General features: G+C 53.2%; 13 protein-coding genes and 1 pseudogene. 7 read left to right on the plus strand and 7 right to left on the minus strand.

The genetic code is table 11. The features are described from left to right. Positions 1 to 12: 12 nt before the first annotated feature. Complete coding sequence (locus tag HF685_RS05070; RefSeq protein WP_168818572.1) at positions 13 to 1122, minus strand: S-(hydroxymethyl)glutathione dehydrogenase/class III alcohol dehydrogenase; 1110 nt, start codon at positions 1120 to 1122, stop codon at positions 13 to 15. 172 nt (positions 1123 to 1294) lie between these two features. Here HF685_RS05070 and HF685_RS05075 point away from each other — a divergent pair, with 172 nt between their 5' ends. Further along, positions 1295 to 1840 (plus strand): DsrE family protein, encoded by a 546-nt coding sequence (locus tag HF685_RS05075; RefSeq protein ID WP_246218760.1) that lies wholly within the window; start codon positions 1295 to 1297, stop codon positions 1838 to 1840. Between the two features lie 10 nt (positions 1841 to 1850). Here HF685_RS05075 and HF685_RS05080 read toward each other — a convergent pair whose 3' ends face one another. From HF685_RS05080 to HF685_RS05095, 4 genes and pseudogenes are all read right to left on the minus strand, one after another. Further along, positions 1851 to 3017, minus strand: coding sequence for a winged helix-turn-helix domain-containing protein (locus HF685_RS05080; protein WP_168818573.1), 1167 nt, complete (start codon positions 3015 to 3017; stop codon positions 1851 to 1853). A 17-nt stretch (positions 3018 to 3034) separates the two neighbouring features. Beyond that, positions 3035 to 4198: a galactokinase gene (galK, locus tag HF685_RS05085; protein ID WP_211051368.1), complete on the minus strand. Its 1164-nt coding sequence runs from the start codon at positions 4196 to 4198 to the stop codon at positions 3035 to 3037. 5 nt (positions 4199 to 4203) lie between these two features. Beyond that, a pseudogene (locus tag HF685_RS16700) lies at positions 4204 to 5225 on the minus strand (UDP-glucose--hexose-1-phosphate uridylyltransferase). Between the two features lie 2 nt (positions 5226 to 5227). Next, complete coding sequence (locus HF685_RS05095) at positions 5228 to 6694, minus strand: sodium:solute symporter family transporter (protein ID WP_168818574.1); 1467 nt, start codon at positions 6692 to 6694, stop codon at positions 5228 to 5230. Between the two features lie 112 nt (positions 6695 to 6806). Between HF685_RS05095 and HF685_RS05100 the strand changes: the two genes are divergently transcribed. Together HF685_RS05100 and HF685_RS05105 are read left to right on the plus strand one after the other, a co-directional pair. Further along, entirely contained in the window at positions 6807 to 8900 is a 2094-nt protein-coding gene (locus HF685_RS05100) for an alpha-galactosidase (protein WP_168818575.1), read from the plus strand. Positions 8901 to 8913: 13 nt separating this feature from the next. After that, positions 8914 to 10878: a beta-galactosidase gene (locus HF685_RS05105; RefSeq protein WP_168818576.1), complete on the plus strand. Its 1965-nt coding sequence runs from the start codon at positions 8914 to 8916 to the stop codon at positions 10876 to 10878. Here the strand turns inward: HF685_RS05105 and HF685_RS05110 are convergent. Both HF685_RS05110 and HF685_RS05115 read right to left on the minus strand, forming a co-directional pair. Beyond that, the gene (locus HF685_RS05110) at positions 10875 to 12662 is read right to left on the minus strand and encodes a long-chain-acyl-CoA synthetase (RefSeq protein WP_168818577.1); all 1788 of its coding nucleotides are present in this window, start codon (positions 12660 to 12662) and stop codon (positions 10875 to 10877) included. The genes HF685_RS05105 and HF685_RS05110 overlap by 4 nt on opposite strands. 18 nt (positions 12663 to 12680) lie before the next feature. Continuing rightward, complete coding sequence (locus tag HF685_RS05115) at positions 12681 to 13337, minus strand: queuosine precursor transporter (protein WP_168818578.1); 657 nt, start codon at positions 13335 to 13337, stop codon at positions 12681 to 12683. Between the two features lie 90 nt (positions 13338 to 13427). Here HF685_RS05115 and HF685_RS05120 point away from each other — a divergent pair, with 90 nt between their 5' ends. Genes HF685_RS05120 through udk form a run of 4 tightly spaced genes read left to right on the plus strand, consistent with a single transcriptional unit; the run spans position 13428 to position 16861 of the window. Beyond that, positions 13428 to 13997 (plus strand): LOG family protein, encoded by a 570-nt coding sequence (locus HF685_RS05120; RefSeq protein ID WP_168818579.1) that lies wholly within the window; start codon positions 13428 to 13430, stop codon positions 13995 to 13997. A 7-nt stretch (positions 13998 to 14004) separates the two neighbouring features. Beyond that, entirely contained in the window at positions 14005 to 15240 is a 1236-nt protein-coding gene (locus tag HF685_RS05125; protein ID WP_168818580.1) for a NupC/NupG family nucleoside CNT transporter, read from the plus strand. 53 nt (positions 15241 to 15293) lie between these two features. Further along, positions 15294 to 16229: an isopenicillin N synthase family dioxygenase gene (locus HF685_RS05130; RefSeq protein WP_168821276.1), complete on the plus strand. Its 936-nt coding sequence runs from the start codon at positions 15294 to 15296 to the stop codon at positions 16227 to 16229. Continuing rightward, positions 16226 to 16861, plus strand: coding sequence for a uridine kinase (gene udk / locus HF685_RS05135; protein ID WP_168818581.1), 636 nt, complete (start codon positions 16226 to 16228; stop codon positions 16859 to 16861). The genes HF685_RS05130 and udk overlap by 4 nt, the downstream gene beginning before the upstream one ends. The last annotated feature ends 5 nt before the right edge of the window (positions 16862 to 16866 follow it).

Raw genomic sequence — 16866 nt, forward strand, 5'->3', positions numbered from 1 at the left:
TTTTGTGAAACTCTAGAAAACCACGACGCTACGAATGCTTTCACCCGCATGCATCAAATCAAAACCTTTATTAATCTCGTCCAATGTCAGCGTGTGCGTGATCATCGGATCAATTTCAATCTTTCCGTTCACATACCAATCCACGATTTTGGGAACGTCCGTTCGCCCGCGCGCACCGCCAAAGGCTGTGCCTTTCCAGACGCGACCGGTGACCAACTGGAATGGGCGGGTAGCAATTTCCTTACCCGCTTCAGCCACGCCTATGATGATACTTTCGCCCCATCCGCGATGACAGGCTTCAAGCGCTTGCCGCATGACATCAGTATTTCCGGTGCAGTCAAAAGTATAATCCGCGCCGCCATCGGTCAGTTCGACCAGATGCTCGACAACATCGCCTTCTATCTTGGTCGGATTGACGAAATGGGTCATGCCGAATTTCTTGCCCCATTCCTCGCGCGCGTCGTTGATATCGACGCCGATAATTTTGTCCGCGCCAACCATTCGGGCACCTTGCAAGACATTGAGACCGATGCCGCCCAGACCAAATACGATGACATTGGAACCCGGCTCTACCTTGGCTGTATTGACCACAGCCCCGACACCGGTAGTGACGCCGCAGCCAATATAACAGCTCTTGTCAAACGGTGCGTCGGTTCGGATTTTGGCGACCGCAATTTCCGGCAGTACGATAAAATTGGAGAAGGTCGAGCATCCCATATAATGAAAGATGGACTCGCCCTTGTAAGACATGCGGCTGGTGCCATCTGGCATAAGCCCCTGCCCTTGGGTTGCGCGAATCGCGGTGCAGAGATTGGTCTTTCCCGAAAGGCAGCTTTTGCACTGGCGGCATTCCGGCGTGTAGAGCGGAATGACATGATCATCGGGTGCAACCGAGGTGACACCAGCGCCAACTTCGCGCACAATGCCTGCTCCTTCGTGGCCCAATACACTGGGAAACTTGCCCTCGCTGTCGAGGCCGTCGAGCGTATAGGCATCGGTGTGGCAAATACCGGTCGCCATAATCTCCACCAGCACTTCCCCTGGTTGCGGTCCTTCCAGATCGAGCTCGACAATTTCGAGTGGTTTCCTGGCTTCAAAGGCAACGGCGGCGCGGGTTTTCATTGATTTGGAGTCCTCACAAGATTCGATTTTGGATAGAGTGGCTTAGGTAAGGTCTTTTATCAACGATGTTGTCGGGGAAGCCGCATTATGTACAATCCCGTTCCCTATTTTTATGGCCGTGCCGGTTCAAATGGCTTATCCGCTGCTGAATGACAACTTCAGGAAAAATCTAGTGAAACAAACTCAAATTCCGATCCTTATCAGCGCTCTCATCTTTGCTGGCCCCGCTTTGGCGCAAATGGAAAATTTCAAAACCGGCCCGGTTTTTGAAGACTTTGGGCCAACAGCGCAGGTGCAGACCGATGTTGCCGTTTCAGCAGAAACGAAATTTAATATCGCTTTTGACGTTGCGACCAAGGCTGATGCCGGGAAGCTCAACCGCACATTTGAAAGCGCCGCCCGATTTATCAACATGCATGTGGCTGCCGGCATGCCGGAAGAAAATATCAAGATTGCCATCGTGATTCACGGCGGTGCCTCCCACGATCTGACCAACTCCAAATTTTATGCCGCGCAAAATGACGGCACGGAGAATGGCAGCGCGGTTGCGATTGCCGAATTACAAAAGCACGGCGTTGAATTCCATCTATGCGGGCAAAGCGCAGCGGCGCATGGAATCACAAATCAAGACCTGTTACCCGGCGTAAAAATGCAGCTTTCCGCGATGACGGCGCACGCGATTTTGCAGCAGCGAGGGTATACGCTCAATCCGTTTTAAGTGCCTCGTATCACGGCTCGGGACAATGCCAATTGATTTTGGCCGCACCGATGAGCTTCTGCAATCGGCCCAGTTCAGCATGTAACTTACCAGATCTGTTCATCGTCCACTTCACACCCTCTTCAGGCCATATCTGGATAACTTTCAGTATCCCGGCCTTGCGGTCGGCCTTTAACTCAACACGTCCGACAAACCGATCGCCCTCCAGCAACGGATATACATAATAGCCCCATATGCGCTTTGCGGCAGGCACAAAAATTTCGATGCGATAGTCAAACCCGAATAGTCGTGACAACCGGCTTCTATCACGAATTACAGGATCAAACGGATTTAATATCCGCAACCGCGAGGTCGGTGGCTGAAGTCTGGCTATCCGCGTGTCAATGTCTTGCGGGGCGAAAGCCTTTATCCACTTGCGATCCGCCGTTTCCAATTCCACTTCCACCAACTCGCCCGCATTTTCCTTGGCCCAATCCCTCGCTTCCTTGGCGCTCACTGCCGCCCAAAATCTTTGAATGTCGCCGGTTGATCCAAAACCGAGACGGTCCAGCGCTTCCCGGCAGAGCCAGTCAATTTGCGCCGCGTCCGATACTTCATGCGATAAATGCTCATCAGGAATAACCCGTTCCGCCAGATCATAAAATTTGGTGAAATTCTCGCGGTGGGATGTCGCGAGTTCGCCTGCATACCACATATGATCCAGCGCCTTCTTATGCGGCGGTCGCGCCCACATTTTTTTTTTGCCAATGACTTTGGTATCGAAGGCATGGGTCGATAGTGGGCCTTCCCTTTCAATTCGCTGCTTGATCGCCGCTATTTCTGATTGATTTAGCGGTGAGCTATAAAAATTAGACCGCGATATCTTCTCCTGCAATCGGCGGAATTGTCGCTTCCACATCGGATAAAAATCCATGGGCAGAACCGAAGCATCATGAGTGAAATGCTCGAAAATCGAACGCTCGTCAGCAAGCAACCGGTTGAGCATGGGCTCGCGATAATTCTGGTTGCGGCTCCAGAGTATATGATGATGCGCGCGCGCAACATTGCGGATGGTATCGAGCTGCACGAAGCCCAAATCCCTGATGATTGTGAGTACATCCAGCGGTCCGGTCGGGCTGGATGCGAGGCCTTGGGCACTCAACCAAAGCCACCGTGCCGTCCGGTTGTCTATCCGCATCTGTTTGGCCCCGTCATTCAGGCGATTCTACTGGAACCGGAGGAGGCCGTGCACTGGAACATCCGTGGCCGGTTTCCATCTGGTGTTCGATAACGCTCATGGACCAGCATCTTGAGTCCATCCAACTTGTCTCGCGCCACCAAAGCCACCACACAACCACCAAAACCACCACCAGTCATGCGCGCACCGCCGGATGCGCCAAGATGGTCTCCCATCATCGCTACCAGTCCGTCAATCTCCGGTGTGGTGATCTCGAAGTCATCCCGCATCGAAGCGTGAGACGCCGCCATTAGCGTCGATAGCCGGTCGATGTTGCCAGACGAAAGCGCCTCTGCCGCATCCAGTGTCCGCGCATTTTCCGCGACCACATGACGAGCGCGCCGATAGCTGAGAGCATCCAGATTACCACGATAAGCCTCCATCTGTTCCATATCCAAATCGCGCAGCGCCGCCACTCCATAGTGTTTGGCTGCATTCTGACATTGGAACCGGCGTTCATTATAGGCGCTGTCCACCAAACCCCGTTCAATCCCCGAATGAACAATCAGCACGGCCACGTCACTCGATATCGCCACGGGCCGAGCATCCAGGGACCGGCAATCGATCAGCAGCGCCGAGCCTGCCATCGCCCGCGCGGACACCAGCTGATCCATGATCCCGCAAGCACATCCTACAAAATCATTCTCCGACTGTTGTGCGATCAACGCGAAATCTGTTGGCGTCAGATGTGCAAGTGTGTTCATTTCGGCAAAGGCGGTCGCGAGGGCTACACCAAGCGAAGCCGATGAAGACAGGCCGGCCCCGCGCGGCACGTTCCCGGCGATCGCGACATTTGCTCCTGCCAGTTCATGGCCACGCTCACGAAAGCTTGCCGCAACCCCGCGCACATGGTTCTTCCATTCTTCCGGCTGCGCCACGAATACAGTGCCGGGATCAAAACTGTCCTCGGCATTTCCCGCATCACAGGCAAGCACAAGCATCCGCTCATCATCCCGGCTACTGATGGCGACTATCGTTTCATAATCTATCGCGCAGGGAAGCACGAAACCGTCGTTATAATCCGTATGCTCGCCGATCAGGTTGACCCGGCCCGGTGCAGCGAAAAGCCTAGTCGGCTGCTTTCCATAAGCCTGCAAAAAAGCCTGCGTGACGCGCTCGACCAATTGTGTTCGCCGGTCCACTGGTCTTAACCCTGACTGCTGTAATGCACATCGCTAACCTCGCGTAGCATTTCCGTCGCCTTTTCTGGCGTCAGATCGCGCTGTGCTTCAGCGAGCATTTCATAGCCCACCATGAATTTGCGCACCGTCGCAGAGCGGAGCAGTGGCGGATAAAAATGCGCATGAAGCTGCCAGTGGGAGATATCCTCATCACCATAAGGGGCTCCATGCCAGCCCATGGAATAGGGAAAACTGGTACGGAACAGATTGTCATATCGCGCCGTCAACTTGCCCAGAATGTCAGCGAGATCACTACGTTGATTGCGCTGCAAGTCATCAATCCGCTGCACCGCGAAGCGCGGCAAGAGCAAGGTTTCAAACGGCCAACTCGCCCAATAGGGGACGATTGCCAACCAATGTTCGGTTTGCGCGACAACACGCTCACCTGCTTCTGCCTCCCGCTCGGCGAGATCAAGCAACATCGGATTGGCGTGGTCCGCAAAATATTTGCGCTGCTTTTCATCCTCAATCGCGGTTTCGCCGGGTAAATGGCTTGTCGCCCATATCTGGCCATGGGGTGCGGATTGGAACATCCCATCATCGCGCCCTTATTCTCGAATATCTGCACAGAACGATATTTTTGGCCAAGCCTGGCTGATTGCGCAATCCATGCGTCAATCACATTTCCAATCTCGCTCTGCGAGAGTTCCGGCAGGGATTTTCCATGATCGGGTGAAAAACAAATCACATGACATTCGCCCGAAGTCGTCTCGGCGCGGAACAGGCTGTCATGGTTTTGCGCCTCCGGGACATCCTCCATCAGCGCCGCGAAGTCGTTTTTGAACACGAAGACATGTTCAAAGTCCGGGTTTTGCTCGCCGGTAACGCGTTTGTTTCCGGGACATAAGTAACATTCCGGATCGTACGACGGTTGCGCGTTCGCCACCTGCCCTTCCGCGCCCTGCCATGGCCGCGACATCCGTTGCGGCGAGACTAATATCCATTCTCCGTTGAGCGGATTAAAGCGGCGATGCGGCGTATCAAACATCGCTATTGCAGCGCTTCTTTAAAGCCCGCAAATTTTGCGCGGTTGCCGAGCAGAAAGCGGTTTACAAACAGCGCCGCCATTACCGACGTTACCAGCGTCACCACCATGAAATCGATATAGTGCATTGTAATGATCCCTTCCGGTTCCAGCCGGAAAGTGAAGAGGCCATAGAGCAGTACACCCCAGATGACACCACCGACCGCCGCCGGAGCCGCGACCCCGCGGAACAACAGTCCGGCAATGAAGGCCGACAGGATCGGCATCGACAACAGGCCGTTTAATTGTTGCAGCAAATTGATGATGCTTTCGGCATTTTGATACAGCGGCACGAGGAAGATTGCGACTACTGTGAGAAGTACAGAAACCGCTGCCGCCAGTTTCCAGTGATCTTTTACCTCACCGATAAACTGCTCGTGAAAATCAACCGAATAAAGCGCGACCGAACTATTCAGCACGGCGCTAAAAGTCGTGATGACTGCCGCAGCGACCATCGCTGCAAAGGCGCCAGACAACCAGCCGGGCAGCACCTCAGCAACGAGCCGCCCATAAGCAGCATCGCCGACGTCCCCGAACAGCTTGAACGCCACGATCCCTGGAATCACCACAATTGGCGGCACGATGAGGATCCGGATGAGTGCCGCGACCATCACGCCTTTCTGCGCTTCCTTCACCGTCGGTGCGGCCATCGCACGCTGGGTGATATTCTGGTTGGTCGACCAGTAGAATATCTGGATAAATATCATCCCCGTGAACAATGTGTGGAACGGAATGGGTGAATCCGGTCCGCCGATCATCGTCAGACGTTCCATTGGGACATCGGTTACAATATCATAATCCACCGCCGCCAGCGCCAGAACCACGATCAGCAAAGCAAGGCCGAGAATGCCAACGCCGGAATAGGTATCCATGACCGCCACCGCCCGCAAACCGCCGAAAATCGTGTAAGCGGCCGAAACTATCGCGAGAGCACCTGCGAAATATAAAAGCGGCAGATCGCTGCCGAACAGGGACTGCATGAAGAGCGCACCGGAATAAAGCGCAGCGGGAAGATAGATCAGGATATTGCCGATCAGAAACAGCGCCGAGATCAATGTTCTGATGCTTTTGCCCTTATAACGCTTTTCCAGAAGCTCGGTTACGGTCGTGCAATTGTTGCGATAGTAAATCGGCACGAAGACAAATGCCAGGATAAGCAGGCCCGCAAATCCGCAGATTTCCCACCATGCGAGGAGCAGCATCTGGTTGCCATTCATGCCCACCAATTGGTCAGTGGAGAGATTGGTGAGCGTGATCGAGCCAGCGACAAACAGCCAGGTCAGGCCGCCCCCTGCCAGAAACACATCCTTGCTGGAACCGTCATGGACCTTTGCCTGCCGGACTTTCGCCCAGGTTGCGACGCCTACAATGGCTGTCAAAACAAAGAAGACCAGAATTTGGATTCCGCTCGTCGTCGGTAAATTTTCTAACACAAACGCTCCCCGTCGCACTTGCCGTGCATGGGAACAGGTTAGGGATGCTTATCCCGATTGCCAAGCCGAATTGCGATTGACTTTGCTTTGCGATTCATCGCCTAGTCTGACGATGATAGAGATCGGACAAACATGGCGAATAGATGGCGAAGACCTCACGCTGGTTTTTGTCGCCGCTGGTCTCGAGAATATCGATCTGGTCTATCTTGGCCCGCGACTACCATTTGATGAAGATCTGAATGCTCTGGCGCGGTCCGGGCATTTCGGCAAGCATGAGAACCAGCCCAACGATCCTCCAGTTTCAGGACTATTGCCGCAAAGGCGCTATGGATACGCTGGCCGCCCCGCTTATCGTATCTGGAATGATGGACGGGAAATCGATTGCGATTTTCAGTTGGCTCAAATCAATGCGGGTGGCCGCAACATGATGGCGACCTGGACAGAACGAGTTACCGGGCTCCAAGTGGAGATGATCTGGGCGATTATTGACAGCCGGACGATCACTGTCGCTGCCAAGCTCACCGCCGATAACAACGGCGATATCATCCTGCAATCAGCCACTTCCCTTTCCATGCCATTGCCGTCAACGTCCACAAACTTCATAGCCTTTCCCGGCCGCTGGGCACGGGAGATGCAGGAAACCTTCACGCAGATCAGTAATCAGGGCATCGAAATGCGGTCGGCGAATGGAAAGCCCGGATTTGACGCCGGAAACTGGCTAATATTTGGCGGTGATGGCACGCCTCAGCGTCTCGGAATCCATGCCTCGTCAAACGGTGATCACATCGCTCATATCCTGCGTGATCAGGATGGTCGGGCTGCATTGTCAATAGAAGCACGGGTATTGCCGCAGGGCATTGCGTTGAAGGCTGGAGATTTTACAGACCTCGGTGCTGTAACCCTTATATTGGGCGATGATCAGGACCATCTCTCCCAGCTTTTTCATGATCATGTTCGAACCAATATCTTGCCCGAGCGAGCAAAATGGCCTGTACGAAAAGTCCATCTCAACAGTTGGGAAGCTTTGGGCTTTGATATGGACGAACAACGGCTGAAGGCACTTGCCAACAGCGCGGCGGAACTGGGGGTCGAGCGATTTGTACTGGATGACGGTTGGTTCAAGGGCCGTCGCAGCGACAACGCCGGACTTGGCGATTGGCAGGTTGACGCGGCTATTTTTCCGGCAGGGCTGACCCAGCTAATTGATCATATCCATAGTCTCGATATGGATTTCGGGCTTTGGGTTGAACCGGAAATGGTGTCGCCCGATAGCGACCTTTATCGCGCGCATCCCGACTGGTGTCTGCATGGCGATAGCAATCATCGTCCGACCGAACGAAACCAGCTTGTTCTGGATTTGAGCTGTGAGGATGCCTTTGTCTATACCGAAAATGCGTTACACACTTTGCTCGACGAAAACGATATCGCTTATCTGAAATGGGACCATAACCGACGGCTTTTCCCCGACAACGGCCTGCAACAATTTGCCATTGATCGCATGCTACGAAACCTGCGAAAAAAATACCCGAAGGTCGAAATCGAGAGCTGCTCCAGTGGCGGCGGCAGGGTGAGCTTTGCTATATTGGAGCACTGCCACCGCATCTGGCCAAGCGACAATAATGATCCCATCGAACGCCTGCGCATCATGGATAACTGGACACGGTTTTTGCCGCTGGAAATATTGGGCAACCATGTCGGTCCCTCGCCCAATCCAATTACCGGGCGACGCACCGATATGGATTTTCGCGCCAAAGTTGCGCTGTTTGGGCATATGGGGGTTGAGGCCAATCCGGCCGAAATGGAAAAGAACGAGCGCGAGATTTTGCGCGCGCATATTGCGCTCTACAAGGAGTGGCGCAATGTTTTGCATCAAGGGCAATTCCGCAGGCTACATCATCCCGATCCAGGTGTTTTTAGTCAAATGGTGAACGACGGGAAACTAGGAATCGCCTTCGCCGCACAGACCCGATTTGCGGAAAATTTTAATGCCGCACCCATCAGACTAACTGGATTGGACAGCCAAGCGCGTTATAAAATCGCGCTGCCAAAGCCTTGGCCGGGGAAAGCATCACAATATCTCGCCAATCGGGAACTATGGGAAAATGGCATTATTATGAGTGGTGTGGCGCTGAGCGAGCGCGGGATCGCCCTGCCCCTCACCCATCCTGAAACAGCATGGCTTATTGCCATTGAGAAACTAGCCTGATGAAAGCGAAAATATGAAACTGGGTTGCTGCTATTATCCCGAACATTGGCCGGAAGATATCTGGGTGGATGATGCGCGCCGCATGAAAGACATCGGCCTGTCGCAAGTGCGGATTGGCGAATTTGCATGGAGCCGGATCGAACCTGAGCCAGGTCGATATGATTGGGCATGGCTCGATCGCGCTATTGACACTCTTGATAACGTAGGTCTCGAAATCATATTAGGCACGCCGACCGCTACCCCGCCCAAATGGCTGGTCGATAGCATGCCGGATATGATCGCCATCGACGCCGATGGAAACCCACGCAATTTTGGATCACGCCGCCATTATTGTTTCTCACATCTCAACTATCGTAAGGAATGTGAACGGATCGTCACCGCTCTAGCCGAACGCTATGGCAATCATCCCGCTATCGTAGCGTGGCAAACCGACAATGAATATGGCTGCCATGATACCATTGTCAGCTATTCAGAGTCCGCGAAACTGGCCTTCCGGAAATGGCTCGCGGAAAAATATGCCGATGTGGGCGCGCTCAATATTGCGTGGGGTAACATTTTCTGGAGCATGGAATATCGCAACTTTGCCGAGATTGACCCACCGAATCTTACCGTTACCGAACCCAATCCTTCGCACGTTCTCGATTACCGTCGCTTTGCATCGGACGAGGTGGTTTCGTTCAACAAGCTGCAGGTCGATATTTTGCGCGCGCGTTCGCCGGGCCGGGACATGATTCACAATTATATGGGCTTCTTCACCGAATTTAATCATCACAAGGTCGGCCAGGATCTGGATGTCGCCAGCTGGGATAGCTACCCGCTCGGCTTTCTCGAACAATTCTGGTTCAGCGACGAAGAAAAGCTGCGGTACGCGCGCCAAGGCCATCCCGATATAGCGGCTTTCCATCATGATCTTTATCGCGGGTGCTGCACCGGCGGGCGTTGGAGCGTTATGGAGCAACAGCCTGGACCGGTAAATTGGGCGCGCTACAATCCAGCACCGCTGGACGGCATCGTCCGGCTGTGGACCCTGGAAGCCATGGCACACGGGGCGGAACTGGTTTCCTATTTCCGCTGGCGACAGGCTCCGTTTGCACAAGAACAAATGCACGCGGGTTTGCTTAGGCCGGATAACGAAGAAGCGCAGGGCGCGGTTGAAGCGCGACAAGTGGCTCGAGAAATCGCGTTACTTGAAACAGCAAACAACGGGCAAAAATCCGTCGCAATAATATTCGCATACGAAGCGGCTTGGCTGTTCGAAACCCAGCCCCAGGGACAAAGCTTCCGCTATATCGAACTGGTTTTTGAAATGTATAGCGCGCTTCGCCAGCTTGGCCTCAACGTCGATATTGTTTCACATGAAGCCGATTTGAGCGGTTACAAAATGATTGTTGCGCCGAGCCTGCCAATTCTCAGCAGCGCGTTTGTGGACAAAATAAAGGCTCTGGCTGTGCCGATTCTATTTGGCCCAAGGACCGGAAGCAAAACAGCTGACTTCCAGATCCCGGCAGAGCTTCCTCCCGGCGCGTTGCAGGACGTTTTGCCGCTAAAGATCAAGCGCGTGCAAAGCCTGCGACCCGGCTTGACCGAAAAGGGCGATGACCATGATGTTTCGCGCTGGATTGAGGATGTTGAGACGGACTTGGTGCCCAGCGAAACGCTTGTTGATGAGCGCGGCATTTTATTTGGAAAAAATGGCGTCAACTATCTTGCAGCATGGCCATCCCAAAAGCTGCTGAGAAGAATCTTTATGAAAATGGCTTCTGATGCAGATGTCGGCATTTGTGAATTGCCAAGAGACCTTCGCTTGCGGAGCCTTGGCGATCTCCAATTTGCATTTAACCACGGCATAGAAGCATTAAGTTTGAGCGATTTAAACCTTGCCAGCGCCGCCACTGAATTTTTGATCGGGGAAGAGAATCTGCCCAGTGCGGGCGTGGCTGTCTGGCGGCGTCAAATCGAAAGCCAAAACAGAGCCTAAAACTGATACTCTCCACCCAGTATCTTCGAATATTCATCGGCATCCAGCGCTTCAAACGCATCGCTACCAGCCGTTGAAAACCACAGAGGGTCATCAACTTGAGAGGGATCAAAACCCTCTTTGACCAGCTCCACTTTCCGATATTTAAACGTACCGGTGGTATCCGCTTCCGGTTGAATACGGATGAAAACCGGAGCCGCATAAGGCGGTAACGCGCCAGCAAGATGAGCTTTCAGCCCGTCAATATCAAAACTCTCGTCCACCGTCAGCGATGCCATGCCTGCTTTTCCGTCCGTCCCTTTTATCGGCACACCGTAAACATTGGCCGTCTCGATTCCCGGATATTGCGATAGCGCTTCGGCGACTTCGTTGGTTGCCACATTTTCGCCTTTCCAGCGGAATGTATCGCCTATCCGGTCGTTGAAATAAATATAACCTTCGGCATCTTTGCTCATCAGGTCACCGGTGCGAAACCAGGCGTCCCCTTTTTCAAAAGCATCGCGCAAAATCTTTTTCTCGGTCGCTTTTTTATCGTGATAGCCTGAGAAATCAGATGGGCCATTTTGGTCGATCCGTCCCAGCAGCTCGCCCGGCTCGCCAAGATCAGCAATCATACAATGGCCATCATCGCCGCGCACTGGCTCTTCCGAAACCACATCAAATTTGACAATGCGAACATCACCAAAATTCTTTTCCAGATATTTTGGGATCCGCCCAACTGCGCCGATTTTTCCGTCAAAATTCATCAAGAAAACATTGCCTTCGGTAGAACCGTAAATCTCCAGTAATTTGGGAATAGCAAACCGGTCGACAAACTTCTGCCATATATCGGGCCGCAATCCATTGCCGATACCGGTGCGAATTTTATGGGCACGCTCCTTGATGTGCTCAGGCTGGTTGAGCAAATAGCGGCAAAGCTCACCAATATAAACGATGACGGTTGCACCATGATCCGACACATCATCCCAATATCGGGAAGCGGAAAATTTCGCCCGCAAAATAGCTGTCGCACCGCTCAGCAGTGCGCCGCCAAGACCAACAAAACCGCCGGTTACATGGTAAAGCGGGAGCGTGATATAAATACGATCCTGATCCGTGAGATTGCAGGTAGTAATTCCAATCCGGAAACTCCGGCGAGCGCGCATGTTGGAAATTTTGGCTGCTTTGGGCAATCCGGTGGTGCCGGATGTATAGACAAATAGAAATAGATCATGCCCGCGCAAATGCGCGCGATGCTTGCGATCCGGGCGCTCATCGGGAAGCCCGGCAAGCGCCGAATTCAGATCTTCGCCAACTACACCATCCCAATCCCACAGACTGGGCTTGCCTTCGAGGTGACCACTAATACCAGCAACGCGCCGCGCAAGATCGGCGCTGGTGATCACCGCTTTGGCAGAAGCGATATTAAGGCAGTGGGCCAAGCCTGAGCCATCAAGATTGCTATTAATCAGCGCCGTAACGACGCCAACTTTGGTTAAGCCAAACCACGTCGTGACGTAGTCGGGACAATTCTCCATGAACAATGCCACTGCATCACCGGCCTGAAAGCCCTGCCCCAACGCCCAGTGCGCGATACGGTTTGCTCGCGCATCGAACTCCGCATAGGTCTGCATATTGTTACCAAAGATAAACGCTACATTGCCCCGATGCGCATCGACGCTAGCTTCGATATCATCGGCGATCAGCACATCCGAATCGCGATCAATGCCTTCAACATTCTTCATCAAGCGCTTCAGCGCTATGGTAAATCCGACTTCCCGCTTAATCCTGGATATGAAGTTCAAACCTATTCTCTCCTTATTTTATTGCGGTTTTTCCGCGTCTAACCGCTTGATCAGGGCAACAATAGCATAAACCAGCGGCGGCACGAACGCTGCGGACAAAACTATTTTCGCCAGCAACTGTCCTGGCATGATTTTCATCAGCGGGACCACACCATAAAATGCCACAGTTATAAAAATCAGCGTATCAAGAGCCTGACTGGTTACGCCCGCAATCATGCTTCTCAACCACAAGAAACGACCGGATTCACCCTTTAATCTGGTGATCAGAAAAACGTTGAGTAGCTGCGAAGCGCCGTAAGCCAATATTCCGGCAAACATCAGCCGGGTCGATTGATTGAGAATGATGTCAAATGCGTCCCGTTTTTCTTCCTCCCAAAAGGATGCCGGCGGCAATGCCAGAACTAGCTGGATCAATATCATCGACACGATGATGGGAATGAAACCAAATAGAACGAGCCGGTTGGCCGTTGCACGACCGTAAATTTCAGCCGTGGCACTGGACAACACAACCAGCAGGATAAACGCAAATATCCCGGCCTCAACGGCCAATGGCAGCGGTTCCAGCGAAACCAGCTTGTTGCCCAGAATTCCGGCGAGACTAGCCATCCCGCCATAGAGCACCGAGATTATGAAAAGCCCGCGCGGGACGGAAATCGAAGTGGGTTCATTTGTCATTTGCTGTCCATAACGGGTTGGCCAGAAAAAAAAAGGCACCAAACTCTTGCAGAGCCCCTATATGGCGAATCCTTCAACGGGGAGCATCTTATGCAAAATCTTGCGGTCTATTGTGGATCAGCGACCGGAACCAATCCGGTCTTTGCTGACACTGCCAGAAAACTGGGCGCGACTATGGCAGAGCGGAACATCAATCTGGTCTATGGCGGCGGTAAACTAGGTCTAATGGGTATTATAGCAGACGCTGTTCTTGATGGCGGCGGCCAAGTTTATGGTGTTATTCCCGATATGCTCAAGGACCACGAAGTCGCACATACCGGCGTGACGGAGCTCTTCATTGTCCGCAACATGCACGAGCGTAAGGCCAAGATGACAGAGCTCTGTGACGCATTTGTCGCCCTGCCCGGCGGCATCGGAACACTGGACGAACTCTTTGAAGCGTGGACCTGGAATGCTTTGGGCTATCACGCAAAACCCTTTGGCTTGCTCAACGTTGCCAATTACTGGGATTCCATGGTGACGTTTCTGGATTCGGTCGAAACAAACGGCTTCATGTCCACCGCACGGCGCAAACAACTGATTGTCGAGGATAATATTGACGGCGCGCTGGAATCGTTGAAAGCAGCCTGCACGGATAACGAAGGAAAAGTGACATGGTAGAGCGCGTATGACTTCCATATTAGCCAGCATCGGCGGGATGCTGCTCATCCTGCTATTGGCTCTCGCTCTTTCGACCGGGCGCCGCAACATCCGGCTGCGCGTTGTTGGTGCTGCCTTCGCGTTGCAAGCCGGTATCGCAGTATTGGTGCTCTATGTGCCGGCTGGCAAGAACGTGATTGCGGCGATGGCTGGCGGTGTATCCAACCTGCTGGGCTATGCTTCTGCAGGCACGAATTTCATTTTCGGCCCGCTCGCCAGTCCTGACATGGGCGGGACCAGTTTTGCCATTGCGGCCTTGCCAGTGATCATCTTTTTCTCTGCGCTGATTTCGATCCTTTATTATCTGAACATCATGCAGTTCATCATCAAATGGGTCGGCGGCGGTATCCAGAAAATTACCGGTATTTCGAAAGTTGAATCGCTTTGCGCTGCGGCCAACATTTTCGTTGGCCAATCTGAGTCGCCGCTGGTCATCCGCCCGTATCTCGCTACTCTAACCCAATCACAGCTGTTCACCGTGATGAGCGTTGGGATGGCGGGCGTAGCCGGGACCATCCTCGCCGCTTACGCTGCAATGGGCATCCGCATTGATTATCTGCTGGCCGCCGCTTTCATGTCTGCCCCTGGCGGGATCATGATGGCCAAAATCATCATGCCCGACAATCCGGAAGACAAAGCACCGGAAGAGCTGGTCATTGCAGTGGAATATGAAGACGAGAAACCCGCCAACATCATCATGGCTGCCGCAATGGGCGCGCAAACCGGTGTAAAACTGGCAGTAGCGGTCGGTGCGATGGTACTGGCCTTCGTGGCGCTGGTCGCTCTGGCCAATGGCGTGCTTGGCGGAATCGGCGGATGGTTCGGACAACCGAACCTTAGTTTCCAGCAGATCATCGGCTATGTCTTTGCTCCGATCATGTATTTGCTGGGCGTCCCCTGGAACGAGGCACTCAATGCTGGCGGACTGTTTGGCACTAAAGTCGTACTCAACGAATTTGTAGCGTTTATCGAACTGGGTAAAATGCAGGAAGGCATTTCCCCGCTCACCAATGCTATTGTGATATTCGCGCTGTGCGGTTTTGCTAATTTTAGTAGTATCGCAATACAACTGGCGGTCACTGGCGGACTCGCGCCGAACCAGCGTCCGGTTATTGCCAAGCTTGGTTTGCGCGCTTTGGCGGCGGGTTCGCTCGCCAATCTTATGAGTGCGGCGCTTGCGGGCATATTGCTGTCGGTCGCGTGACCAGCTAGGATGATGTTCCGTCAGTCCCAAGGCAAACTAATTTTATGACGACCATGAACGACACGCTTTCATCCGTTTCTCTGGCCAAAGCGGATGTTAATCCCGAGATATTCGCCGAGGAGATTGGCCGGTCTTTCGAGGACTGGGGCTTTGCTATTGTTTCGGATCATGGCATTTCTGACGAGTTGATTGGCCGGGCCGAGCAAATGTCGCGTGCTTTCTTTGCGCTGTCTGAAGAAACCAAGCGCGCTTATCACATAGCGGGCGACGGTGGAGCACGCGGTTACACACCTTTTGGCACGGAAGTCGCCAAGGACGCCACGCTGCATGATCTCAAGGAGTTCTGGCATATTGGTCGGGAACTGCCGGCGGGACACGCGTTTGAGAGTTTCATGTCTCCCAACATCTGGCCCGCTGAACTACCCGAATTTCGCGAAGTCTACACCGAAATGTTTGCCGCGTTCGACAAGGCAGGTGGACGTATATTGGAAGCGATCGCACGTTATCTGAAATTATCACCCGATTTTTTCGAAGAAACAGTGCAAGATGGCAATTCGGTGATGCGGCTGATCCATTACCCGCCTGTGCCGGAAGATTCCCCCGCCGTCCGCGCCGCCGCGCATGAAGATATTAACACCATCACCTTGCTGATTGGCGCAGAAGAAGCAGGCCTTGAACTGCTGGACAAACAAGGTAATTGGCGTTCTGTTTCCCCAAAATCGGGCGAGCTTGCGGTTAATATCGGTGATATGTTGCAGCGACTGACCAACAATCGCCTTCCCTCCACAACCCATCGCGTCGTCAATCCGGCTCCGGAACGGCGGGGTCATTCGCGCTATTCCATGCCTTTTTTCCTACACTTCCGGCCAGACTATCTCATCGAAACGTTGCCGGACTGCGTGGATAATAGCCATCCCAATCTCTATCCCGAACCGATCACCGCGCATGACTATCTGCTCGAGCGCCTGCGCGAAATCGGGCTTGCATGAAACTGAGGGCAAAGCCGCCCATTGCAATAGGCATTAGCGGCGGCAGTTGTTCCGGTAAATCGACCCTCGCTGCCAACTTCCTGGAAGCGCTTGGGCCTGCAAAAAGCGTACTTCTGCCGCAGGATGATTATTTCTTCGGCCTAGGCGACGCGCCGGCAGGCAAAGGCGGACCCAATTTTGATCATCCCGATGCCGTGGATTTCGACAATATGTGCGCTCAGCTTACAATGCTCAAACAGGGCAAGGCCATCAACCGCCCACTTTATGACTTCCCAACCCATCTACCCAAAGCCGATACAGAATATACCGAACCGCGTGCCGTGATCATCGTCGATGGTATATTGATACTGCATCATGCACCGATGCGGCAGTTGTTTGACTTGTCAGTTTTTGTGGAATGTGACGAACAAACGCGCTTCGCAAGACGGCTCTCGCGCGACGTAAAAGAGCGCGGACGCACGGCCGAATCAGTGCGCCAGGTTTTCACAGATCAGGTAGCGCCAATGCACGATAGATATGTTGAACCGTCCCAGACCCATGCAGACATCGTTGTAAATTCGTCACAGTCAAAAGCGCAAATGGCGGATCAATTTGTGCAGATATTGCATTTGATCAAAGAAAAAATTCAGTAATCACT

Source organism: Parasphingorhabdus halotolerans (assembly GCF_012516475.1).
Lineage (GTDB): Bacteria > Pseudomonadota > Alphaproteobacteria > Sphingomonadales > Sphingomonadaceae > Parasphingorhabdus > Parasphingorhabdus halotolerans.